Raw genomic sequence first — 22,614 nt, forward strand, 5'->3', positions numbered from 1 at the left:
TGAGCAAGACCCGATGCCATGGCGCGAGGAATTGTCACGATGTGTCGGTGGGCGAGCGAGCGGATTTGTTCAATGACTTGCGCGGCCGCATGACCGTCCCGAATTTCATCTCGATCGCCCGGCTTCTCGGCGTCCCGATCCTCGTGTGGGCATTGATCGACGGCGATTGGCAACTTGCCTTTCTGATCTTCATCCTGGCCGGTGCTTCCGACGCCGTCGACGGGGTGATCGCCCGCCATTTCAATCAGCAGTCCACCCTCGGCCTTTACCTCGATCCGCTCGCCGACAAGGCTTTGCTGATTTCGGTTTTCGTCGGCCTCAGCCTGCTCGACCACCTGCCGGCCTGGTTGGCGGTCGCGGTGGTCAGCCGCGACCTTCTCATCATCGCCGCCGTGCTTCTGTCCTACGTCATGGGGCAGCCGGTAACGGTCCGTCCCCTGCTGGTTTCCAAACTGACGACGTTGGCGCAAATCATGCTGGCGGGAGTGGCGCTCGCCGAGCCGGCTTTCGGCTTGTCTCTGGGGAAATTCATCATCGTCCTCGTGGTGATCACCACGGTCTTGACCGGGCTCTCTGCCACCGCCTATCTCATCGAATGGCTTCGGCACATGGCCTCCGACGGTCATCCGAAGCGCGAGGAAGGCGACCCGACATGAGCGACCGAAGTGCGCTGATCCGCCGGCAGGTCTTGTTCTGGAGCATCGCCGCCTTTTTGCTGGTGCTGTTGCTATGGCTCTTTTCCGACATCCTCCTGCCCTTCGTGCTCGGTATGGTGATCGCCTATTTCCTCGATCCGGTCGCCGACTGGTTCGAACGCCGCGGCTTTTCGCGGGTGGCGGCGACGGTTGTCATTCTCATCCTTTTTGCGGCCATCTTCATTGCTGCGGTGCTGATCCTCGTGCCGGTGATCGGCAGCCAGACCGCAAGCTTTGCAGCGCGCGTGCCCGACTATCTCGATCGTCTGCAGGGCTTGGCTGCCGCCGCGCGAACCGGGCCGCTGGCGTTCCTGTTCTCCGGGGACGAAACCACACTGAAGCAGGATTTTGCCAATATCGTAAGTGAGGGAACGGGGTTCATCACCTCCTTCCTCGGCTCCGTCTGGCTCTCGTCACTGGCCGTAGTCAATTTCGTGGCCTTGTTCGTAGTGACGCCGGTCGTCGCCTTCTATCTCCTGCTCGACTGGGATCGGATGATCGCTAAGGTCGATTCCTGGGTACCGCGCCAGCACATCACGACCGTTCGGCATCTGGCGCGCGAGATCGACCGTTCTGTCGCCGGATTCGTTCGCGGCCAGGGCAGCGTCTGCCTGATTTTGGGAACCTTCTACGCCGTCGGACTGACGCTGACCGGGCTCAATTTCGGGTTGCTCATCGGCCTTTTCGCCGGGCTGATCTCGTTCATTCCCTATATCGGCTCGACTATCGGCCTGGTGCTCGCCGTCGGCGTGGCGCTGGTGCAGTTCTGGCCGGACTGGATCTGGATCGTCGCGGTGGCGGCGATCTTTTTTACGGGGCAGTTCTTCGAGGGCAATATCCTGCAGCCGAAGCTGGTTGGGGCGTCGGTCGGCCTGCATCCTGTCTGGCTGATGTTCGCGCTGTTTGCCTTCGGTGCGCTGTTCGGTTTCGTCGGACTTTTGATCGCAGTTCCCGCGGCTGCGGCGATCGCCGTGCTGGTCCGCTTCGCGATCTCGCGATATCTGCAGAGCGAGATGTATTTTGGCCGGCCTGCCTCCGCGGAGCATGTCAGACGCATTACCGCTGAAGATCTTCCGGCGCCGACGCCGACAGGCGCGCCCCGTCCGGGCGCTGGCGAATAGGGCGAGGCCGCTATGCCGTCGCAACTCCCCCTCGATCTCCCCCACGCCGCGTCGCTCGCCCGGGATGATCTCATCGTCTCGCCATCCAACCGTCTTGCCGTCGAAGCTGTCGACGCCTGGCCGCATTGGCGGCATTCGGTGCTAGTGATCGTCGGCCCGCCCGGAGCGGGCAAGACGCATCTTGCAAATGTATGGGCGGAGCGGGCAGGGGCGCGGACCGCGGAGGCCGGCGCTCTGGGCGCTCATCTCGACGAGCCGGGATTTCGCGTCGTCATTGATGGTCTCGAGCGCTTGCGTTTGTCGGAGACCGACCTGTTTGGCCTTGTCAACGCCGCGCGCCTGGGCACCGGGAGCATCCTTGCGACAAGCCGGACACCGCCGGCGGGGATGGCATTCACGCTGCGCGATCTTCGCTCGCGCCTTTGCGCGGCAACGCTCGCCGAGCTTGGGGCCCCCGACGACGACTTGCTGACCGGTGTCCTGGTCAAACTTTTCGCCGATCGCCAGCTCGATATTGCGTCGAAATCGATCCGTTATCTGGTCGAGCGCATGGAGCGCTCGCTCGATTCGGCCCGTCGGATCGTTGCGGCCGTCGATCGCGAGGCGCTGGCCTCGAAGGAGCGCATCAGCACACGTCTTCTCAAACGGGTGCTTGACCGCGAGAGTGAAGCGGTGCGTCATCAGACGGTCGTGCCGGCCCGCTACCCGGTCGCGACGGAGGACTGATCATGGATACCGCATCACCGACGCCCCGGGCCAAATCTAGGAAACCCCGCACGCGCAAGCCTGTGGCCGGCGCGGCGAGAGACGGGCAGGCGACAGCAGCCGGCGATCAGCTTGACACGCCGGTGCGAAGCGGATCCGCTGCCACCTCGACGATCCCGGAACAGGATAGGGGCACGACAACGCCGATCATGTCGGAGGCGTCCGTCATCCTCGAAACCCCCCCGGCCGACGTGGAGACCGCGGCGAACGTCGATCGGACGACCGAAAGCGAGTTGCCGGCGGACCGTTTCATCAACCGGGAGATTTCGTGGCTTCAGTTTAACCGCCGCGTGCTCGAGGAATCGCAGAACATCTCGCATCCACTGCTCGAGCGCGTTCGCTTCCTGTCGATCTCGGCTGACAATCTCGACGAATTCTTCATGGTTCGGGTGGCCGGTCTCGCCGGTCAGGTGCGCGAAAAGATCACCGTCCGCAGCATCGACGGCCTGACGCCGCAGGAACAGCTCGACCGCATTCTTGACGATGTGGGTCATCTGCAGGGAGAGCAACAGGCATCGCTGGCCGAGCTCGTCAAGGAATTACGGCAGGAGGGCATCCAGATCGTCGGCGCCGGAGATCTCAAGCGCGACGACCGAGCCTGGCTGGAGAAGCATTTCGACGAGACGATCTTTCCGGTCCTGACGCCGCTGTCGGTGGATCCGGCGCATCCGTTTCCATTCATTCCCAATCTGGGCTTCTCGATCGCTCTCGCTCTTCTGCGCGAACGCGATTCCCAGCCGATGAGCGCGCTTTTGCGGCTGCCGCCGGCGCTGCAGCGATTTATCGAGATGCCGCCGACTGACAAGGGGCTCCTCCGTCTGGTGCCGCTGGAGAGCATTGTGGCATTGTTCATAGGCCGGTTGTTTCCGGGGTACAGGGTCAAGGGCGCCGGGACCTTCCGCATCATCCGCGACAGCGATATCGAAGTCGAGGAAGAGGCCGAGGATCTCGTCCGCCATTTCGAAAGTGCCTTGAAGCGGCGACGGCGCGGGTCGGTGATCCGGATCGAGTTCGATTCGGTGATGCCGGCGGTGCTTCGCAATTTCGTGGCGGGCGAACTGTCGGTGCCGGATTCGCGTGTCTCGGTCATGGACGGGATGCTGGCGCTGGATTCGGTCTCGCAGATTTGCCGGCTGCCGCGCGATGATCTGAAATTTAAACCCTACATCCCGCGCTTTCCCGAGCGAATTCGCGAACACAATGGCGACTGCTTCGCCGCCATCCGGGAAAAGGATATCATCGTCCATCACCCATACGAATCCTTCGATGTGGTGGTGCAGTTCCTTCGGCAGGCCGCGCAGGACCCGAACGTCATCGCGATCAAGCAGACGCTTTATCGCACGTCGAACGAATCGCCGATCGTGCGGGCGCTTGTTGACGCCGCCGAATCCGGAAAGTCGGTGACGGCACTGGTCGAGTTGAAGGCGCGGTTCGACGAGGAGGCCAATATCCGCTGGGCCCGCGATCTCGAGCGGGCGGGCGTCCAGGTCGTCTTCGGATTCATTGAGAAAAAGACCCATGCCAAGCTGTCACTGGTGGTGAAGCGTGAAGACGGCAGGCTGGTCAACTTCGTCCATATTGGCACCGGCAACTACCATCCGATCACCGCGAAGATCTATACGGACCTGTCCTACTTCACCGCCGACCCTGACATCGCGCACGACGTCCAGCTGGTGTTCAACTACATCACGGGCTACGCTGAGCCGGCAGAGGTGAAGAAGCTCGTGATCTCTCCGCTGACCATGCGCAGCCGCATCATCAGTCTTATCGAGGGCGAGGTGGCTCATGTGCGGGCGGGTCGTCCGGGCCAAATCTGGATGAAGATGAATTCGCTGGTCGATCCCGCGATCATCGACGCGCTCTACAGGGCGAGCCAGGCCGGTGTCGAGATCGACCTCGTCGTACGCGGAATCTGCTGTTTGCGACCCCGTGTGCCCGGCCTGTCCGACAATATCCGCGTCAAGTCGATCGTTGGCCGCTTCCTTGAGCACAGCCGGATCTTCTGCTTCGGCAACGGGCAGGGGCTGCCCTCCGAAGCCGCGATCGTCTATATGGGATCGGCCGACATGATGCCGCGCAATCTGGACCGTCGGGTCGAGACACTGGTGCCCATCACCACGCCGACCGTCCACAGTCAGGTGCTGTCGCAGATCATGCTGGGCAATATTCTCGACAATCAACAGAGCTGGTCGGTAGCCGCCGATGGAACGTCGCGCCATATCGTCCCTTCGCCGGGCGAACAACCGTTCAACGCCCAACGCTATTTTATGACCAACCCGAGTCTCTCGGGGCGCGGGAAAGCACTGAAAACGGATGCCCCAAAACTCATCGCGCGGCAGCGCGCGGACCACGCGCGTCTCGACTGAGCCGATGGCTCAGGGTCGGCTACAGGATCGCCGACCCGCCGGCGTCGTCGACATCGGATCTAACTCCGTTCGTCTGGTGATTTACGAAGGCAATTGCCGGACCCTGACGGTCCTGTTCAACGAAAAGGTTCTGAGCGGGCTGGGCAAAGGGCTGGCTCAGACCAGTCGCCTCGATCCTCAAGCCATCGAAAGCGCGTTGGCTGCCCTTAGACGCTTTCGCAAATTGGCCGAGCAGGCCAATGTGGTCGAACTCTATCCGATCGCGACTGCGGCCGCGCGCGAAGCCCAGAACGGACCGGATTTCATCACCGCGGCGGAAGAAGCGATCGGTTCGCCGATCGTGATCCTGTCGGGCGCCGACGAGGCTCGCTATGCGGCCGAGGGTGTGCTGGCGGGTTTTTACTCGCCGAGCGGCATCGGCGGCGACCTCGGCGGCGGCAGCCTCGAGTTGGTCGACATTCATGACGGGCAGTTCGAAGGGGGGCTCACCCTGCCGCTCGGCGGTTTGCGGCTGCGCGATCTCGCGGAAGGCGATCTTTCACGGGCACAAGCGATCGCCGATAGCCATCTGGCCGCCTGCGGTCTTGCGGGAAAAGCCGAGGGGCGTTCCTTCTTCGCCGTCGGCGGCACATGGCGCAATCTCGCCAAGCTTCATATGGCGCAAACCAAATACCCGTTGCATGTCATGCATGGCTACGAAATCGACGCCTCCGGCATCGAGGATTTCCTCGACTCCATCGTGCGTGGCGATCCTGAGAAGCTGTCGGGAATCGGGGCAGTCTCCAAGTCGCGCCGGCCGCTGCTGGCCTATGGCGCCGTCGCGCTGAAAAGCGTAGTGCGCCATCTCAAGCCGTCGAAGATCGTAATGTCGGCGCTCGGCGTCCGTGAGGGCTATCTCTATTCGCTGCTGTCGAAGGAGGAAAAAAGCAAGGATCCGCTGATCGAATCGGCGCGGGAATTATCGATCCTGCGTTCGCGCTCGCCCGCCCATGCGCTGGAACTCGTCGAATGGAGCCGGCGCACCTTCGAAGCATTCGGAATCGAGGAAACGGACGACGAGGAGCGGCTGCGCGAGGCCGCCTGCCTTTTGGCCGACATCGGCTGGCGCGCCCATCCGGACTATCGCGGCAAGCAATCCCTCTCGATCATTGCCCATGCCGCCTTTCCGGCAGTCGATCATCGCGGCCGGGCCTATCTCGGCCTGACCAACTACTACCGGCACGAGGGCAGTTTCGAGCAGATGCAACTGCCAGAACTCGAGCGCCTGATCGAGGAGCGACTGATGACGCGTGCCCGCATTCTCGCATCGCTGTTTCGCGCGACCTATCTGTTGACGGCGTCAATGCCCGGCGTGCTCGATCAACTGAAATGGGCGCAGGATCCACGCGGGGGCTTCACGCTGGTAATTCCGCGAGCGCTTGCCGCGCTGATCGGGGAGCGGCCTGAAGGCCGCCTCCAGCAATTCGCCAAGACCGTGGATAAGACGCTACGCATGGAGGCGCGGTAGACGCGCGAGCTCACGCATCTCCTTCCAGCGCGACCACTTCGACCTTGCGGTTGCGATAGACGAGGGCGGTCTCGCCTTGCAGCAGCCCGAGCGCCCGTTCGCCGAAAATCTCCCTGCGCCAGCCCGACATTGCCGCGATTCCGGCTTCCTCACCCTTCCAGGCAAGTTTTTCCAGGTCGTCACCCGAAGCGATCATCTTGGCCGCGACGCCCTTTTCCTCGACGACGATCTTCAGCAGGACCTTGAGGAATTCGACCGCCGCCGCGGTGCCCTCGGGCAGTTGCCGCGAGCGGGGGATGGGGGGCAGGTCCGATTTCGGCACTGCCAATGCCCGGCCCACTGCCGCGATGATCTCCCGTCCGGCGGCACTGCGTTCGAATCCCTTCGGGATCGTCCGCAGGCGGCCGAGTGCCTGCTCGTCTCTCGGTTGCTGCTGGGCGATCTCGTAAATCGCATCGTCCTTGAGGATACGCCCGCGCGGCTTGTCGAGATCGCGCGCTTCGCGTTCGCGCCAAGCGGCGAGTTCCTTCATCACCTGCAGTTCGATCGGTTTGCGTACCCGCAGCTTCAACCGCTTCCAGGCATCGTCCGGGTGCAGGTCGTAGGTGGCCGGGTCCGCCAGGATCGCCATTTCCTCGGCCAGCCAGTGACTGCGGTCGTCGGCCTCCAACTGCCTGGACAACTCGCGATAGACGTCGCGCAGATAGGTGACGTCGGCAAGCGCATAGGTCAGCTGTTGTTCGCTGAGTGGGCGGCGGCGCCAGTCGGTGAAACGCGACGTCTTGTCGATTCGTCCATCGGTGGTCCGGGCAACCAGTTGGTCATAGGCGATCGATTCGCCAAAACCGCAGACCATGGCGGCAACCTGGGTGTCGAAAAGCGGCACTGGCAGGATGCCGCCGAGCTTGTAGACGATCTCCAGATCCTGCCGCGCCGCGTGGAACACCTTCACCACGCTCTCGTCGGCCATCAGGTCGAAGAACGGCGCCAGGTCGATGCCGCCGGCGAGCGGGTCCACCAGCACGGCGAGATCTTCCGACGCCATCTGGATGAGGCAGAGCTCCGGCCAGAAGGTCGTCTCGCGGATGAACTCGGTGTCGACGGTGATGTATTCGGCGTTGGCGAGGTCGGAGCAGGCCTTGGCAAGGTCCGCGGTCGTGGTGATCATTTGCATCCGATATCCTTAGCCCGATCGCGTTGCCGTGCGAAAGGCGGATGCGTCACAACGCCCGCGAAATCTTGACAGGACGAAAGCTGCGTGCGCTTGTCCCCCGCGATTCAGTCAAGCCGCCAAACCGAGCCTGCGCGCGCCGACGTGCGGCCGGCCCAGGACCAGATCCAAGAGAGTATGCCATGCACCGCTATCGCAGTCACAGCTGCGCCGCCCTTCGCAAGGACGATGTCGGAAAAACCGTGCGTCTGTCCGGCTGGGCCCACCGAATCCGGGATCATGGCGGCCTGTTGTTCATCGATCTGCGCGATCATTACGGCTTGACGCAAGTGGTCGTGGATCCCGATTCGCCGGCCTTCGCGGTGGCGGAAACGGTGCGCGGTGAATGGGTGATCCGCGTCGATGGCGAGGTGAAGGCGCGCTCGGAAGACACCGTCAACGCCAAGCTGCCGACCGGCGCGATCGAAGTGTTCGCGCGCGAGATCGAAGTGCTGTCGGTCGCTAAGGAACTGCCGCTGCCGGTGTTTGGCGAGCCGGAGTACCCCGAGGATATTCGGCTGAAATACCGCTTTCTCGACCTTCGCCGCGAGACGCTGCACAAGAACATGATGCGGCGCACGCAGATCGTCTCGAAAATGCGCCAGCTGATGGGCGAGGCCGGTTTCTTCGAGTTCCAGACCCCGATCCTGACGGCCTCCTCCCCGGAGGGCGCGCGCGATTTCCTGGTGCCGTCGCGGCTCCATAACGGCCTGTTCTACGCGCTGCCGCAGGCGCCGCAGCAATACAAGCAACTGATCATGATGTCGGGCTTCGACCGCTACTTTCAGATCGCGCCATGCTTTCGCGATGAGGACCCGCGCGCCGACCGGTTCTATGGGGAGTTCTATCAGCTCGACGTCGAGATGAGCTTCGTCGAGCAGGAGGACATCCTGCAAACGATGGAGCCGGTGATCCGAACCGTGTTCGAGAGCTTCGCCGACGGCAAGCCGGTCAGTCAGACATTTCGGCGGATTCCCTTCGCCGAGTCGGTGCGCAAATACGGCACCGACAAGCCGGACCTTCGCAATCCGATCGAGATGGAAGGCGTGACCGAGCATTTCGCCGGCTCCGGTTTCAAGGTCTTCGCCAACATGATCGCCAACGATCCGGCGGTCGAGATTTGGGCGATCCCGGCGAAGACCGGCGGCTCGCGCGCCTTCTGCGACCGGATGAATTCCTGGGCGCAGGGCGAGGGGCAGCCGGGCCTCGGCTATATCTTCTGGCGCGAGGAGGGGGGCAAACTCGCCGGTGCCGGTCCGCTTGCCAAGAACATCGGCGAGGAGCGGACCGAGGCGCTGCGCACTCAACTCGGCCTGGAAGCTGGCGACGCCTGCTTCTTCGTCGCCGGGCGGCCGGACGCCTTCGCGGCCTTCGCCGGCGCCGCACGAACGCGGGTCGGCGAGGAACTGAATCTCATCGATCGCGACCGGTTCGAGCTGGCCTGGATCATCGATTTCCCCTTCTACGAATGGCAGGAGGAGGAAAAGAAGGTCGATTTCGCCCACAATCCCTTCTCGATGCCCCAGGGTGGCATGGACGCGCTGCAGGGCGACGAACCGCTGGCAATCAAGGCATTCCAGTACGACATCGTCTGCAACGGCTTCGAGATCGCGTCCGGCGGCATTCGCAACCACCTACCCGAGACCATGGTGAAGGCTTTCGAGATCGCCGGCTATTCGAAGGCGACGGTGGAAGAGCGCTTCGGCGGTCTCTATCGTGCCTTCCAGTACGGCGCGCCGCCCCATGGCGGCATGGCGGCGGGCGTCGACCGCATCGTCATGCTTCTGTGCGGGGCCAAGAACCTGCGCGAGATCGCCATGTTCCCGATGAACCAGCAGGCCCACGATCTTCTGATGGGTGCGCCCAACGAGGCGAGTCCGGCTCAGCTGCGCGAACTCGGCCTGCGCCTGGCGCCGGCGGCGAAAAACTGATCGGGCGCTCCCCTCCGCGAAAGGCGTGGAGGGGAGTGCTTGCCGAATTGGAAATCGGCCCTGTTGAGTTGGCCGCCAGCGCTCAATCGTTGGCGCTGACGGTAAGCGAGAGCACGCTCGGCAGGGTCTGCGGTGCGCCCATCGCCGCGCCGATCAACTGCGTCGCGGGTACCGGATTGGCCGGGTCGATACTGATTGAAAAGGATTTCGGATCGTTGAGATAGGCCGTCACCGCATCGGTGACGTCCTTTTGGAATTCGGGATTCTGCAGATAGGACAGGAACACCGGCAACATGCCGGTAAGCCCTTGGATCAACTGCTCGCGCGTCTGTCCGTTTTTCCCAGCGTAGTAGTCGAGCAGCTTGCCGGTCAGCGAATCGTCGACGAAGGTAATCTCGGCCGAGTTGAGATAGAGCTGCGAGATCAGCCCCATGACCGCCATGCCGGAGGCCTGCTGATTGTCCGGATTGGCGGCCATCTGCTGCTGCAGTTGCTGCAGCGACTCGATGAAGGCTGGCGTATAGCCCGAAATTCCATAGGTGAAGGACAGGCTGCCAGCGTCCTTCACGTCGATGTCGAATGGATCGAGTTTGAGGAGGCCGCTGGTGGGGTTCCAGATAGCGGAACCGGCGATTGTGCCGCTCAGCGTGCCGTAACCGACCTCCTGGACCGCTTTCGTGGCTTCGGCGTCTTCTCCAGTGGTGAGGTCGGCGGTAAAATTGCCGAGATCGAGCTCGGCGGTGAAGGTGCCGTCGTCGCCGATCTCATTGCCGATCGACGCGTCTGCTAGGCTGAAGACCGTCTTGCCGTCCTTCTCGACGTCGACCGAGCCGATCTTGGCCCCCTCGAAATAGAAGTCGGAGAATGTCATCGCCGCCGGTACGTCGGTTACAGCCGTGCCGACCAGCTCCATGCCCTCGATCACGATCCCGCTGATGCGCGTGCGCACGCCATCCTGGGTCTCGTCGAAGTCGGGAAACGCGATCCGCTTGACGTCCCATCCGTCAGCCGTGGAGCCGGAGACGTTCTCGAATGTAATCTCGGCGACCTTGCCTTTCTCATCAGCTTTCGCCCCCGAGACGCCCTTCAGGACGACATTGTCGCCGTCGGCCTCCGCGCTATCGAAAGTCAGCGACATGTTCTGCTTCTGCGCGACGGCCTTGAGCCGCTCGGCAAAGGCCTCGGCGTCGACCGCGAAAGCCGACGCCGAGCTTAGTAGCAGCAGCGTCGTCGTGGCGATGGAGATGCCTGTTCTGGCGAGCATGAGAGAACCTTTCGCTTGAAACTGAGCGCGCTACGGCGCGATGAGAATGTGGGCCGTTGTCGCGCATTATTGTAGGACGGAAGCCCGGTCGCGATAAGGGGAGGTGCGGCGAGCGACGGAATTAAGGCGTTCGCGCTCGTGGCGTACTGACAAATGCTTGAATAACCACGTTCCGGTGTTGTTCCGGTCGCCCTCGTGTCCTAGACCAGCCCCATGGGCAAGGCTGTAGAGCCGCCGTCGGGCGGTGGCAACATCGAAGCGATCGACCTGAAGGCGGCACTCGAGGAGCGTTACCTCGCCTATGCGCTGTCGACGATTATGGGCCGGGCGCTTCCCGACGTCCGTGACGGCCTCAAGCCGGTCCATCGGCGGATTGTTCACGCCATGCGCGTTTTGCGGCTCGATCCTGGCCAAGGCTATAAGAAATGCGCCCGCATCGTCGGCGACGTCATGGGCAAGTTCCATCCGCACGGAGACGCGTCGATCTATGACGCGCTGGTGCGGCTGAGCCAGGACTTTGCCATCCGCTATCCGCTGATCGACGGTCAGGGCAATTTCGGCAATGTCGATGGCGATAGCCCGGCGGCGATGCGCTACACCGAAGCGCGCATGACCGACGTCGCGACGCTGCTCCTGCGCGGCATCGACGAGGACGCGGTCGATTTTCGCGCGACCTACAATGAGGAGGATCAGGAGCCGATCGTCCTGCCGGGGGCGTTCCCCAATCTCTTGGCCAACGGCTCGTCAGGCATCGCGGTCGGAATGGCGACGTCGATCCCGCCGCACAACGCCGCCGAACTCTGCGACGCCGCGCTCAAGCTGATCGACAATCCGGACGCCTCGACCGATGCGTTGCTACGCTTCGTGCAGGGTCCGGACTTTCCCACCGGCGGCGTGATCGTCGACAGTCCCGCCCAGATCCGCGAAGCCTACGACAGCGGCCGCGGCTCGTTCCGTGTTCGGGCTCGCTGGGAGACCGAGGACCAGGGCCGCGGCGCCTATGTCGTGGTGGTCACCGAAATCCCGTACCAGGTGCAGAAGTCGCGGCTGATCGAAAAGATCGCCGAACTGCTGCAAGCGCGCAAATTGCCGCTGCTGGCCGACATCCGCGACGAATCGGCAGAGGACGTGCGCGTCGTCATCGAGCCGAAGAGCCGGACCGTCGATCCAGAACTCTTGATGGAATCGCTGTTCCGGCTGACCGATCTGGAATCGCGCATCCCGCTGAACATGAACGTCCTGTCCGGCGGCAAGGTGCCGAAGGTCATGTCGCTCAAGGAGGTGCTGGCCGAGTGGCTCGCCCATCAGCGCGAGGTGCTGGTGCGGCGGGCGCGCTATCGGCTCGGTCAGATCGAGCGGCGGCTGGAGGTGCTGGCCGGCTATCTGATCGCCTTTCTCAACCTCGACGAGGTGATCCGGATCATCCGCGAGGAGGACGAGCCGAAGGCAGTGCTGATCCGCACCTTCGAACTGACCGACGTGCAGGCCGAGGCAATCCTCAACATGCGCCTTCGCTCCTTGCGCAAGCTGGAGGAATTCGAGCTCAGACGCGAGTTCGACCGACTCACGGAAGAGAAAGCTGAAAAGGAAGCGCTGCTCGCCTCCGACGACAAGCAATGGTCATCGGTTGCCGGCGAGATCCGCGAGGTCCGCGAAACCTATTCCAAGAAGACCAAGCTCGGACGCCGCCGCACGCTCTTCGCCGACGCGCCCAACCGGGCTCTCGACGACATTGCCGTCGCGCTGATCGAGAAGGAGCCGGTGACCGTCGTTCTGTCCAAAAAGGGATTCCTGCGGGGCATGCGGGGGCATCTGGCGGATTTCTCGACATTGACCTTCAAGGAAGGCGACGGTCTGAAGCTCGCCTTCCATGCGATGACGACCGACAAGCTGGTGTTTCTGTCGACGGGCGGACGGGCGTTCACGCTCGGCGCCGACAAGCTGCCGGGCGGGCGCGGGCAGGGCGAGCCGATTCGTCTCGCCTTCGACTTCGACGACGAGCAGGACATCGCCATCGCTTTCGTGGCTGATCCCGACCGCCGCCGCCTGCTGGTCTCATCCGACGGCAATGGCTTCATCGTCGCGGAGACCGATATGCTGTCGGCGACGCGCAAGGGCAAGCAACTGATGAATCTGTCCGGCAAGACCGCGCTGTCGCTGGCACCGACGGTGGGCGATGGCGATCACGTCGCGATCGTCGGCGAGAACCGCAAGCTGCTGGTCTTCCCGCTGGCGCAGGTAGCGCAGATGGCGCGCGGCAAGGGCGTGCGGCTGCAGCGTTACAAGGATGGCGGGGTCTCGGACGCCAAGGTCTTCCGGATGGCGGGCGGCCTGGTGTGGTCGGATTCCGCCGGCCGGATGTTTACCCGCTCCGAAGCCGAACTTCTGGAATGGCGCGGCGACCGGGCGCAGGCCGGCCGTCTGGTGCCGAAGGGCTTTCCGAAGACCAACAAGTTCGAAGGCTGAGCTCGCCGCACATTGCGTCGGCTCGACAGGTGGCTGGGTTAGCGCCTGCCGCTCCCGTCACACGTGGCGGGATGCGACCGCGATGCTGCGCCTCCGGGAGCGCCGCGCGCGGCCGAGTTCGACGAGCGAGTGCACCACGAGCGTTCCGACGACGACGATGCCGCCGGCAAGCGCCAGATCCGTTGGCCGCTCGGCGAACACCATCCAGACCCAGACGGGCGCGAGCACGGTCTCGACCAGATAGGCCATGGACACGATCGGCGCCGGCACGAACATCGGCCCGAGCGCGAGGCAGATCAACGCGATGGGAATGATCACCGCGCCATTCAGCGCCAGCCAACCGATCGCTTCGGAATGGATGCCCTCGGCCGCGACGAAGGGGGCGGCGATCAGCGCCGGCAGGAAGGCGCCGAGCGCCGCGGCGTAACGCATGTCGGTGCGGCTGCGTCGGGCAAGCGTGATCGCGAGGGCGATGAGGAAGGCGGTGGCGAGCGCGGCGAGGTCGCCCATCCAGTTACCGGTCTCGAAGCCGGCTCCGATGATCAGCAGAACGCCGAAGAGGGTTGCGGGAATGGCCAGCAGCGTCGGTGTCGACGGCCGCTCGCCGACCAGCCGCCAGGACAGGATCGCCGAAAACATCGGATTGAAGGCAAGGATGAAGACGACGTTGCCGGCGCTCGTGTTGAAGACCGAAAAGACGAAGCTCGCGGCCGCGAGAGAATAGATGCCCGTGACAACAAGCCCCGCGCGCCCGGCGATCAGTTTCTGGCCGCGCGGGAACAGCGCGCGGTCGATCCGCCAGATGAGCACCGCCGCAAGACAAGTGAGGGCGCCGCGCACCAGCAGGACGGTCCAGAAGGCGCTCTCCGACAACCGGATGAGCGGAATATCGAAAGACAGGACGAAACCGCCGAACCCGACAAGCGCGAGGCCCTGCGCGTAGGATGACGACGACGATACACTCGCTTGCGGCGGGACAGACATAAAATTCCGTAATGAACGAGGGGCGCCGCCGGACCGTGCCGATACGCTTCACCTTAGCAGTTTCGCGAGCGACGGCGAAACACGGCGGCCGGAAATGCGCATCCGACGACGCGCCGCTCAGCCAGCGTAGCGCTCCCAGCCCTTGGGCATCAGGTGCTCCTGCGGCTGAAACCGGATCTTGTAGTCCATCTTCGACGAGCCGTTCACCCAGTAGCCGAGATAGAGATAGGGCAGGCCGAGATTCCTGGTCCGCTCGATATGGTCGAGGATCATGTAGGTGCCCAGGCTTCTGGACCTCTCCTCCGGCTCGAAGAACGAGTAGACCATCGACATTCCGTCGCCCATCACGTCGCTGAGCGCGACGCCGACGAGATCGCCGTCAGACTGCTCGCTGAAGAACGAATCCGGTCCCCGCAGGCGATATTGGACCAGCCGCGTGTCGACCTGGCTGTCTTCGACCATCATCGCGTAGTCCAGGACGCTCATCTCCGACATCCCGCCATGGGTATGCCGATCGTCGAGATAGCGGCGAAACAGCGAATACTGTTCGCTCGACGGAGCCGGCATGCCCATACGGCCGACCAGATCCTGGTTGCGCGCCAAGATTCGGCGCATAGAGCGGCTCGGCCTGAACTCGTCGACCAGTATGCGGACGGAAACGCAAGCTCGACAGGATTCGCAGGCCGGCCTGTAGGCAATGTTCTGGCTTCGCCGGAATCCGCCCTGGCTGAGGAGGTCGAGCAGGCTCGGGGCGCGCTCGCCGACGAGGTGCGTGAACACCTTCCGCTCGGCCTGACCTGTGAGATACGGGCAGGGGGAGGGCGACGTGAGGAAGAATTGCGGCGTTTGCGGGTGATGAACTGTCACTGCCGGCGCGCCTCCCTCATAGTGCATAATACCATGGTGCCACGATCGAGAATGTTAACCACACGAGGATCACAAGGGGAACACCGGCTTTGGCGAAGTCGATGAAGCGATAGCGCCCCGGCCCCATGACCAAGAGGTTGGTCTGATAGCCGATCGGTGTTGCGAAGGATGCATTGGCGGCGAAGATGACGCAGGCGAGAAACGCCTCCGGCGATGCTCCCAATCGCCGCGACAGGTCGAGCGCGATTGGCGTGAAAAGAACGGCAGTTGCGTTGTTGGATAGCAGATTCGTCATGATCGCGATCACCAGAAAGAGGGCGGACAGGATCGCCCATGGCGCCAGTCCCGCCAGCGCCGCGACGGCAGCCTCGGCAATCATCGCGGCGCCGCCCGTTCGTTCCAGCGCCACCGCGGCGGCGATCGATGCGCCGATCAGCATGAAGATCGATCGATCGACCGCGCGCGCCGCTTCGCCGACAGTCAGGCATCCGGTGGCGACCATCAAGAGGGCGCCCACAACTGCAAGCACCTCGATGGGAAGGGCACCGGTCGCCGCCATGAGGACGATGGCGAAGAAGATGGAGGCGGCCAGACCCGCCTTGGCGCTCTGCGGAATCGTTTGGGCGGAATATTCCAGCAGCAGCAGGTCGTGGTTGCCCCTCAGCTTCGCGATCGCACTCGCCCGACCGCATAACAGCAAGGTGTCGCCGGGCTCCAACCGGATTTCCGACAGCGCGGAGCGCGCCATGCGGCTCTTGCGCTGAAGGCCGAAGAGCGTGATGCCGAACTGGGTGCGCAGGCCCGAATATTGCATCGTGCGACCGGCATAGCGCGATCCCGGCGCGACCACGGCCTCCGCCATGACCATGTCCGGACCGATCTTGTTGGTCGGGTCGCTCAAAGTTTCCGCCGAGGGGTCCAGCGTCTTGATCGTCAGATTGCCGGTGGACAGTGCCTTGGAAAAGGCGCGCCGCGTGGCCGTCACGATCAGACGATCGCCGACCGCCAGCGTGACGTCGTCGAAGGGGGGCAGGATCGTCTGTTCGCCGCGCAGGATCATGCGCGGCATCAGATCGCCGAGGCCGGGGAAAAGGCCCGCTCTGGCCGTGAGCCATTCGAAGGCATGGCCTTCGGTAATGTCGATCTCGCCGAGGAACTGCTTACCGCCCGAATCCGCGACGCGGCCTTCGGATCCTTGTCGCGGCGTGAGAATGCGCGGCATGAAGCGGATCACGTAAATTCCGCCGACGACCGCAATTGCGAGACCCGGCACAGTGATGTCGAAAAAGTTGATCTCGATGCCGGAGCGGGCGGCGACGCCTGCGACCAGAAGGTTGGTGGACGAACCGATCAGCGTCGTCATGCCGCCGAGAATCGACAGAAAGGACAACGGCATGAAGACGTGGGCCGGGGAGATGCCGCGCTGGGTCGCCAGCATGGTCAGGATCGGAATGAAGATGACGACGACCGGAGTATTGTTGAGGAACGCCGAAAGCAAGGCCGCGCTGAGCAGCACAATGACGATGGCGCGCGCGCCGACGGAGCCGCCGATCTCGGTCAGCCACTGCGTCGGTCGCGCCATGGCGTCGGTGGCGAATAGCCCCTGTCCGACAATCAGCAGCGCCAGCACCGTGATCAAAGCAGGATTGGAAAATCCCGAAAGCAGGTCGCCGCTCGTGACCGCGAAGCCGGCGGCATCGCGATAGGGCGAAATCGCAAAGAGAAGCAGGAAGGCACTGAGGGACGCGGCGGCGACGGCTTCGATCGGCCATCGTTCCCACGCGTAGCCGACGACACTCACCAGGATGAGCAGGTAAGTGGCCCAGACGTGTATCGAATCCATGTGACGCCGCGTTCCGTTGACCGCGGAACCTTATCGTTCTCCGCCACCTCGTTGGCAACCTGCGTCTCTTCCAGTCCTGGCTCAACGATCACGGACGACGACGGTGCCCAGCAGAAGGTCATGCAGCAGCTGCTTGCGGGTGGTGAACAGGCTGACCAGCAGAACGAGCGGGGTCAGGATCGAGGCCGAGGCCCAAAACAGGACGCCGTGAAGAACGGCGACGGCAGGATCGACGCGTTCGCCGTCGAGGCGCGCGACATGAACGCCGGCAAAACGCATGCCCGGAGTGGCCTGCCTGTCTCCGCCCATGGTGAAGCCGATATAGATGATCGCAATCACTGGCAGCAGCACCGCATAGAGACCCCAGGCGATCCCCAGTGTGACGATGCCGAGCAGGAAGACCAGAACCGCGGCCGGCACCGACAGGAAAAGCACCAAGGCATAGTCGATAATGAAGGAAGCGATCCGCCGTGTCCGCACGCCCTCGTAAAGGCGAGGCAGATCCAGATCGGTGGTCGCAAAGTCGTTCGACGGGTTGGCGGCTCGGTCCATCACGGCAGGCCCTCTGTCATCCTGGTTGCGTGACGCTGAGATGGGGACCCTGGGTCGATGGCGCAACTTGGTGCCGCCTTCCCAAAGGACGGCTCAGCGACCGCGCAGCATTTCGGCGACCTGCGGCGAGAAATAGCTGAGCACGCCGGCGGCCCCCGCCCGTTTGAAGGCGGCTAGGCTCTCCATCATCGCCCGATCGCCGTCGAGCCAACCATTTTGCGCTGCCGCCACGATCATCGCGTATTCGCCTGACGTCTGATAGGCGAAGGTCGGCACACCGAGTTCGCCCGCCAGGCGGCTGACGATGTCGAGATAGGGCATGCCCGGCTTGACCATGATCATGTCGGCGCCTTCGGCAATGTCCTGCGCCGCCTCGCGAATCGCCTCGTCGGAATTGCCGCAATCCATCTGATAGGTGCGCTTGTCGCCCTTGAGCATGGAGCCCGAGCCCACCGCGTCGCGAAATGGCCCATAGAAGGCCGAGGCGTATTTCGCCGCGTAGGACATGATCAGCGTGTCGCGATGGCCGGCCGCGTCGAGTGCCGCGCGGATGCAGGCGACCCGGCCGTCCATCATGTCGGAAGGGCCGATGATGTCGCACCCCGCGTCCGCCTGTACGACCGCCTGGCGACACAGCATGTCCACCGTTTCGTCGTTGAGGATGCGTTCGCCATCCAGCAGGCCGTCATGGCCGTGACTGGTATAAGGATCGAGGGCGACGTCACACAGGATGCCCACTTCGGGCACGGTGGCCTTGATCGCTCGGCTTGCGGTGCAGACGAGATTGGCTTGGTTCAACGCCTCCGAACCGCTTTCGTCGCGCTTCGAGCCATCGGTGTAGGGAAACAGTGCGACGACCGGAATGCCGAGATCGCGGGCCCGGCGCGCGGCATCGACGCAGCCTTCCACCGAAAGGCGGAATACGCCCGGCATCGAGGGCACGGCTTGCGGATCGCCATCACCGTCACGCACGAAAATCGGCCAAATCAGGTCATCGACCCCGATGGCGGTCTCCCGAACCAGACGCCGGGACCAATCCGCCTGCCGCAGCCGCCGCATTCTCAAACCGCCGGTCGCGGCATCGATACGTTCGCTTATTGAGGGGAGGGAACTGCTCGGCTGACTCATGGGGTGTCCGTCCTTTGCTCGTTCTTGATCGTGCGCGATCGTACGCGCCGGTATCTCACCTGCTGCTGCAGACAAGGACCCACGAGGCGCCAACACGGATTTGCCTATGCCGTCGGGAGCGGGAGTTCAAGATTGACGGGGTCACCCGAGCGACCATAGGGTCCGGCCACGAATGGACATGTCGCCGATTCCTCGCCATCGGTCTCGATCGTCGACCGTTTTCGCTGGGCAATTGCGGCCGGGTTCCGTTCGCAGGCCGGGAAAGGGAAGATGTGACGATCGGACTTGCGCCGCCAGACAAGGCCGAGAGCCTGAATCACAGCCTGACGACGTGGCTCTGCCGTTTGTCAGCGGTTGCCATGTTCGTTGTGGGTGTGGGCTACTGGATTCGCCTCGTCGGCATCGAAGCCGGCCCCCTCGCACGCTTCGACCTGATGCCGATCTGGTGGAAGATGGCGGCCCCGACATTAGCGGTGCTTTATCCGGTTGCTGGCATCGGATTGTGGATGACGGTGGGTTGGGGCGCGGTCGTCTGGGCCCTGATCGCGATCGTGGAAGCGGTCATGTATCTTGGCTTCCCCGAACTGTTCGGCTCCGATCTGCTCCGGCTCGGATTTCATGCATCCGGTCTGTCCCTGCTGGGAATCCTTCGTCTCATGGCGTGGCGCGAGCGGCGGTTGGCCCGCGGATACTGACAGGTCGAGAGACGTCTTGTTAAGCAAAAAAATTGTTCAGGTGATCGTAAGCTTGCATTAAGCCTGCGGTTTAAGTCGAATTTTAGATGCGGCGCGTAAGTTGGGTTTCAAGATGGGGTCGGCATAGAACATCCATCAAGAAAACAGCGGAGCAATACTATGAATGCGCAGATCAAGAGCGAAATCGCCACGCAGCCCTCGGCGAAGAACGAACTGAAGTCGCTTTATCTCGAGACGTTGCAACTCGTCGAGCGGCTACACCGGCGACTCCTGGACGTCATCAAGGACGAGTTCGATCGCAACGGTCGCACCGACATCAACGCCGTGCAGGCGCTGCTGCTCTTCAACATCGGCGACTCTACGCTGACCGCCGGCGAACTGCGCAGCCGGGGCTTCTATCTAGGTTCCAACGTCTCCTACAATCTCAAGAAGCTGGTCGATCTCGGCTTCATCAATCATCAGAAGTCGCGGGTGGACCGCCGCGCCGTGCGCGTTTCGCTGACCGAGGCGGGCATGGCTGTCGCAGCCATCGTCGCGGAACTCTATGACCGCCATATCGGCTCCATCGACAAGGTCGGCGGTCTGGACGAGCAAGAGTTCCAGAAGATGAACCGGTCGCTGCAACGGCTCGATCGTTTCTGGAACGATCAGATCCTCTACCGCCTCTGATCCCGACGGCGCGTGGCTCGACCGTCGCAAACGGCGCATTGGCGCCGTCGCGGGACGGCTGACACGGTGCTCAGCTCCTTGGCTGCGGCACAATACGCATGTAGGGTTTCGGCGCCTTCCAACCCTGCGGATAGATTTTCTCGGCCTCTTCGTTCGAGACCGAACCGGCGATAATGACATCTTCGCCGGGCTTCCAATTGGCTGGGGTGGCGACACGGTGCGCGGCCGTCAATTGGAGTGAGTCGATTACCCGCAGCACCTCGTCGAAATTGCGTCCCGTGCTCATCGGGTAGACCAGGATCAGCTTGATCTTTTTGTCCGGCCCGATGACAAGGACGTTGCGCACAGTCTGGTTATCCGCCGGCGTGCGCCCTTCGGACGTCCCGGTCACGCTCGCCGGAAGCATTCCGTAAAGCTTGGCGACCGCTAGGTTGGGATCGCCGATCATCGGGTAATTGGGTGCGAGGCCCTGCGTCTCCTTGATGTCCTCCGACCACTTGGCATGCTCGGCGACGGGATCCACGCTCAGGCCGATAACCTTCACGTGGCGCTTATCGAATTCGCCCTTGATCCTCGCCATATAGCCAAGCTCGGTGGTGCAGACGGGCGTGAAGTTTTTCGGATGCGAGAACAGCACGCACCAGGAATCGTCGATCCATTCGTGGAACCTGATGGGTCCCTCGGTGGTGTCGGCCTCGAAGTCAGGGGCGGTCTCGTTGATCATCAGCGACATGACGTCCTCCATGGATCGATGTGCCTGCAGCAACAGAAGTGACGGCGACCAGCCGTGCTCTGCAGCCTGACGTTCCCGACACCGGTAACGCCAACCGGCATTTTCCTGATGAGCCCGCAGGCTCAGAGTTGCGGTCAGAATAGCACACTCAGACTGAATAGCGGAGCTTGCGCCGCCGGAGATTGTCCATATCCGCCGCGCGATCGCCGGCACTTCACGCTTTGGCCATATTGCGATGTCTTACCCGATATGACGCAGAGGAGCGGCGCCCTGCGCCGACGCCTAGCGACCTGAAAGCCGCCCTCACAAGGGTGACCAGGTCGTCCTGAGCGACGAACCAGATTGACGAGGGGATCTCATGGCCAAAGCACCCGATCGGCTTCGCGGAAAACGACTGACGCGACGGAACTTCGTTCTCGGCACTGCCGCGGCCAGCGCAGCGTTGATGCCGGGCACGGTTCTGGCCCAGAATGCCCTGAGCGACCTCCTTCAGGCGCCAAGCCGTGGCAACTGGGACGATCAATTCGACACGCGCGGCACCAATGTCCGCCAGGTCGCTTCGAACTCGCCCACCCTGTCGTCCAACACGGTTGCGTCGATGCAGGCCGCTATCGCCAACTACCAGCAAATCGTCCAGATGGGCGGATGGCCGATGGTGCCCGATGGTCAGCCAATGCGCCTCGGTGTCCAGTCGCCCGCCGTCCTTGCGCTTCGCCAGCGTCTTGCGATCTCCGGCGACCTACCGGCCGGCGCCGGTGCATCGCAGGCGTTCGACACTTATGTCGACGCCGCCGTGAAGCGCTTTCAGGCGCGCCACGGACTGCCAGCCGACGGCGTCGCCTCGACCTATACCTACAAGGCGATGAACGTCCCGGCCGACCTACGGCTGGGCCAGTTGCAGACGAACGTTACGCGGATCGAGTCGAAGATCGGCGATCTCGCCGAGCGCTTTGTCATGGTCAACATTCCGGCTGCCTCGATCGAGGCGGTCGAGAACGGCCAGGTGGTCCAGCGCCATACCGCCATCGTCGGCAAGGTCGATCGTCAGACCCCGATCCTGAATTCCAAGATCACCAATTTGAACCTCAACCCGTATTGGCACGCGCCGGCTTCGATCGTTCGCCGCGACATCATTCCGCTAATGCAGAAGGATCCGACCTATCTGGAGCGCAATAGCATCCGGATCTTCGATGGCAGCGGCAACGAGATTCCGCCCGAGTCGATCGACTGGAATACCGACGAGGCGGTGAAATATCTGCTTCGTCAGGATCCAGGCAAGATCAACGCGATGGCATCGGTGAAGATCAACTTCCCGAACCCGCACGCCGTCTACATGCACGACACGCCCCAACAGAGCCTGTTTTCCGAACTGCTGCGCTTTGAATCTTCCGGTTGCGTGCGGGTGCAGAACGTCCGCGATCTGATCGTCTGGCTTGCCCGCGACGTGCCGGGCTGGGATCGCCAGCGCATCGAACAGGTGATCGCCTCCCGTCAGCGCGAGGATATCAACCTGACCACGACCATCCCAGTCTACTTCAGCTATTTCACCGCCTGGGCGACCGATCCGGCGGTGGTGCAGTTCCGCGACGACATCTATCAGCGGGATGGGGCACAGCAGCTGGCGATGGGCGACGTCAACGCGACCGCCTACGCCGCCAACGAGCAGAACCCCTACGCCCGCGGCGAGGACGGCTACTGACGCCCGGGCCACGCACCCGGGGGCGTTCGAGGGACGTGTTTTTGCGGGCCGGAGGCGACAAGTCTCCGGCCCGTTTGCGTGACGGTTGGCACATTGGTCTGCCGGAACGGCTGTGATAT

General features: G+C 63.1%; 18 protein-coding genes. 10 read left to right on the forward strand and 8 right to left on the reverse strand.

The features are described from left to right. The first annotated feature begins 89 nt into the window (after positions 1–89). From ING15_RS12005 to ING15_RS12025, 5 genes are all read left to right on the forward strand, one after another. Positions 90–656 (forward strand): CDP-alcohol phosphatidyltransferase family protein, encoded by a 567-nt coding sequence (locus ING15_RS12005; protein WP_206455058.1) that lies wholly within the window; start codon positions 90–92, stop codon positions 654–656. Continuing rightward, on the forward strand, positions 653–1,816 hold the full coding sequence (locus ING15_RS12010; protein WP_206455059.1) for an AI-2E family transporter: 1,164 nt from the start codon (positions 653–655) through the stop codon (positions 1,814–1,816). The genes ING15_RS12005 and ING15_RS12010 overlap by 4 nt, the downstream gene beginning before the upstream one ends. Before the next feature lie 12 nt (positions 1,817–1,828). After that, positions 1,829–2,542 (forward strand): P-loop NTPase family protein, encoded by a 714-nt coding sequence (locus tag ING15_RS12015; RefSeq protein WP_206455060.1) that lies wholly within the window; start codon positions 1,829–1,831, stop codon positions 2,540–2,542. 188 nt (positions 2,543–2,730) lie between these two features. Then, on the forward strand, positions 2,731–4,947 hold the full coding sequence (locus ING15_RS12020) for an RNA degradosome polyphosphate kinase (protein ID WP_206455110.1): 2,217 nt from the start codon (positions 2,731–2,733) through the stop codon (positions 4,945–4,947). 4 nt (positions 4,948–4,951) lie between these two features. Then, on the forward strand, positions 4,952–6,454 hold the full coding sequence (locus tag ING15_RS12025) for a Ppx/GppA family phosphatase (RefSeq protein WP_206455061.1): 1,503 nt from the start codon (positions 4,952–4,954) through the stop codon (positions 6,452–6,454). Positions 6,455–6,464: 10 nt separating this feature from the next. Here ING15_RS12025 and rnd read toward each other — a convergent pair whose 3' ends face one another. Continuing rightward, positions 6,465–7,622 carry a ribonuclease D gene (rnd, locus tag ING15_RS12030; RefSeq protein ID WP_206455062.1) on the reverse strand — a complete coding sequence of 386 codons (1,158 nt, stop codon included), beginning with the start codon at positions 7,620–7,622 and terminating at the stop codon, positions 6,465–6,467. A 185-nt stretch (positions 7,623–7,807) separates the two neighbouring features. Between rnd and aspS the strand changes: the two genes are divergently transcribed. Beyond that, positions 7,808–9,595 carry an aspartate--tRNA ligase gene (gene aspS, locus ING15_RS12035; protein WP_206455063.1) on the forward strand — a complete coding sequence of 596 codons (1,788 nt, stop codon included), beginning with the start codon at positions 7,808–7,810 and terminating at the stop codon, positions 9,593–9,595. Between the two features lie 82 nt (positions 9,596–9,677). Here aspS and ING15_RS12040 read toward each other — a convergent pair whose 3' ends face one another. Continuing rightward, positions 9,678–10,859 carry a hypothetical protein gene (locus ING15_RS12040; RefSeq protein WP_206455064.1) on the reverse strand — a complete coding sequence of 394 codons (1,182 nt, stop codon included), beginning with the start codon at positions 10,857–10,859 and terminating at the stop codon, positions 9,678–9,680. 213 nt (positions 10,860–11,072) lie between these two features. Here ING15_RS12040 and parC point away from each other — a divergent pair, with 213 nt between their 5' ends. Then, positions 11,073–13,325 (forward strand): DNA topoisomerase IV subunit A, encoded by a 2,253-nt coding sequence (parC, locus tag ING15_RS12045; protein ID WP_206455065.1) that lies wholly within the window; start codon positions 11,073–11,075, stop codon positions 13,323–13,325. Between the two features lie 57 nt (positions 13,326–13,382). Here parC and ING15_RS12050 read toward each other — a convergent pair whose 3' ends face one another. The 5 genes from ING15_RS12050 to hemB form a co-directional block, all read right to left on the reverse strand. Then, positions 13,383–14,309, reverse strand: a complete 927-nt coding sequence (locus ING15_RS12050) for a DMT family transporter (protein ID WP_206455066.1) — start codon at positions 14,307–14,309, stop codon at positions 13,383–13,385. A 117-nt stretch (positions 14,310–14,426) separates the two neighbouring features. Next, entirely contained in the window at positions 14,427–15,176 is a 750-nt protein-coding gene (locus tag ING15_RS12055; RefSeq protein ID WP_206455067.1) for an arginyltransferase, read from the reverse strand. 16 nt (positions 15,177–15,192) lie between these two features. Continuing rightward, positions 15,193–17,019, reverse strand: a complete 1,827-nt coding sequence (locus ING15_RS12060; RefSeq protein ID WP_206455068.1) for an SLC13 family permease — start codon at positions 17,017–17,019, stop codon at positions 15,193–15,195. Positions 17,020–17,100: 81 nt separating this feature from the next. Next, positions 17,101–17,571 (reverse strand): RDD family protein, encoded by a 471-nt coding sequence (locus ING15_RS12065; RefSeq protein ID WP_206455111.1) that lies wholly within the window; start codon positions 17,569–17,571, stop codon positions 17,101–17,103. Between the two features lie 93 nt (positions 17,572–17,664). Next, a complete protein-coding gene (gene hemB, locus ING15_RS12070) occupies positions 17,665–18,699 on the reverse strand; it encodes a porphobilinogen synthase (protein WP_206455069.1) in 1,035 nt (344 codons plus the stop codon). A 14-nt stretch (positions 18,700–18,713) separates the two neighbouring features. On the opposite strand from hemB, the gene ING15_RS19505 reads away from it, so the two are divergent. Beyond that, entirely contained in the window at positions 18,714–19,394 is a 681-nt protein-coding gene (locus ING15_RS19505; protein ID WP_232845722.1) for a DUF6163 family protein, read from the forward strand. Positions 19,395–19,553: 159 nt separating this feature from the next. Further along, entirely contained in the window at positions 19,554–20,063 is a 510-nt protein-coding gene (gene ldtR / locus ING15_RS12080) for a transcriptional regulator LdtR (protein ID WP_206455070.1), read from the forward strand. 70 nt (positions 20,064–20,133) lie between these two features. Here the strand turns inward: ldtR and ING15_RS12085 are convergent, their stop codons facing one another. Beyond that, entirely contained in the window at positions 20,134–20,796 is a 663-nt protein-coding gene (locus ING15_RS12085) for a peroxiredoxin (protein ID WP_206455071.1), read from the reverse strand. A gap of 358 nt (positions 20,797–21,154) precedes the next feature. Between ING15_RS12085 and ING15_RS12090 the strand changes: the two genes are divergently transcribed. Further along, on the forward strand, positions 21,155–22,495 hold the full coding sequence (locus ING15_RS12090; protein WP_206455072.1) for a L,D-transpeptidase family protein: 1,341 nt from the start codon (positions 21,155–21,157) through the stop codon (positions 22,493–22,495). The last annotated feature ends 119 nt before the right edge of the window (positions 22,496–22,614 follow it).

The sequence above is a fragment of the Aurantimonas marina genome (assembly GCF_017183135.1).
GTDB classification, from domain to species: Bacteria; Pseudomonadota; Alphaproteobacteria; order Rhizobiales; family Rhizobiaceae; genus Aurantimonas; species Aurantimonas marina.

Coding starts and splice junctions, on each gene's coding strand:
- ING15_RS12020 (WP_206455110.1), top strand. CDS start 2,731: ATGTCGGAGGCGTCCGTCATCCTCGAAACCCCCCCGGCCGACGTGGAG.
- hemB (WP_206455069.1), bottom strand. CDS start 18,699: ATGAGTCAGCCGAGCAGTTCCCTCCCCTCAATAAGCGAACGTATCGAT.
- parC (WP_206455065.1), top strand. CDS start 11,073: ATGGGCAAGGCTGTAGAGCCGCCGTCGGGCGGTGGCAACATCGAAGCG.
- rnd (WP_206455062.1), bottom strand. CDS start 7,622: ATGATCACCACGACCGCGGACCTTGCCAAGGCCTGCTCCGACCTCGCC.
- ING15_RS12040 (WP_206455064.1), bottom strand. CDS start 10,859: ATGCTCGCCAGAACAGGCATCTCCATCGCCACGACGACGCTGCTGCTA.
- ING15_RS12050 (WP_206455066.1), bottom strand. CDS start 14,309: ATGTCTGTCCCGCCGCAAGCGAGTGTATCGTCGTCGTCATCCTACGCG.
- ING15_RS12065 (WP_206455111.1), bottom strand. CDS start 17,571: ATGGACCGAGCCGCCAACCCGTCGAACGACTTTGCGACCACCGATCTG.
- ING15_RS12015 (WP_206455060.1), top strand. CDS start 1,829: ATGCCGTCGCAACTCCCCCTCGATCTCCCCCACGCCGCGTCGCTCGCC.
- ldtR (WP_206455070.1), top strand. CDS start 19,554: ATGAATGCGCAGATCAAGAGCGAAATCGCCACGCAGCCCTCGGCGAAG.
- aspS (WP_206455063.1), top strand. CDS start 7,808: ATGCACCGCTATCGCAGTCACAGCTGCGCCGCCCTTCGCAAGGACGAT.
- ING15_RS12010 (WP_206455059.1), top strand. CDS start 653: ATGAGCGACCGAAGTGCGCTGATCCGCCGGCAGGTCTTGTTCTGGAGC.
- ING15_RS12060 (WP_206455068.1), bottom strand. CDS start 17,019: ATGGATTCGATACACGTCTGGGCCACTTACCTGCTCATCCTGGTGAGT.
- ING15_RS12090 (WP_206455072.1), top strand. CDS start 21,155: ATGGCCAAAGCACCCGATCGGCTTCGCGGAAAACGACTGACGCGACGG.
- ING15_RS12005 (WP_206455058.1), top strand. CDS start 90: ATGACCGTCCCGAATTTCATCTCGATCGCCCGGCTTCTCGGCGTCCCG.
- ING15_RS12025 (WP_206455061.1), top strand. CDS start 4,952: ATGGCTCAGGGTCGGCTACAGGATCGCCGACCCGCCGGCGTCGTCGAC.
- ING15_RS12085 (WP_206455071.1), bottom strand. CDS start 20,796: ATGTCGCTGATGATCAACGAGACCGCCCCTGACTTCGAGGCCGACACC.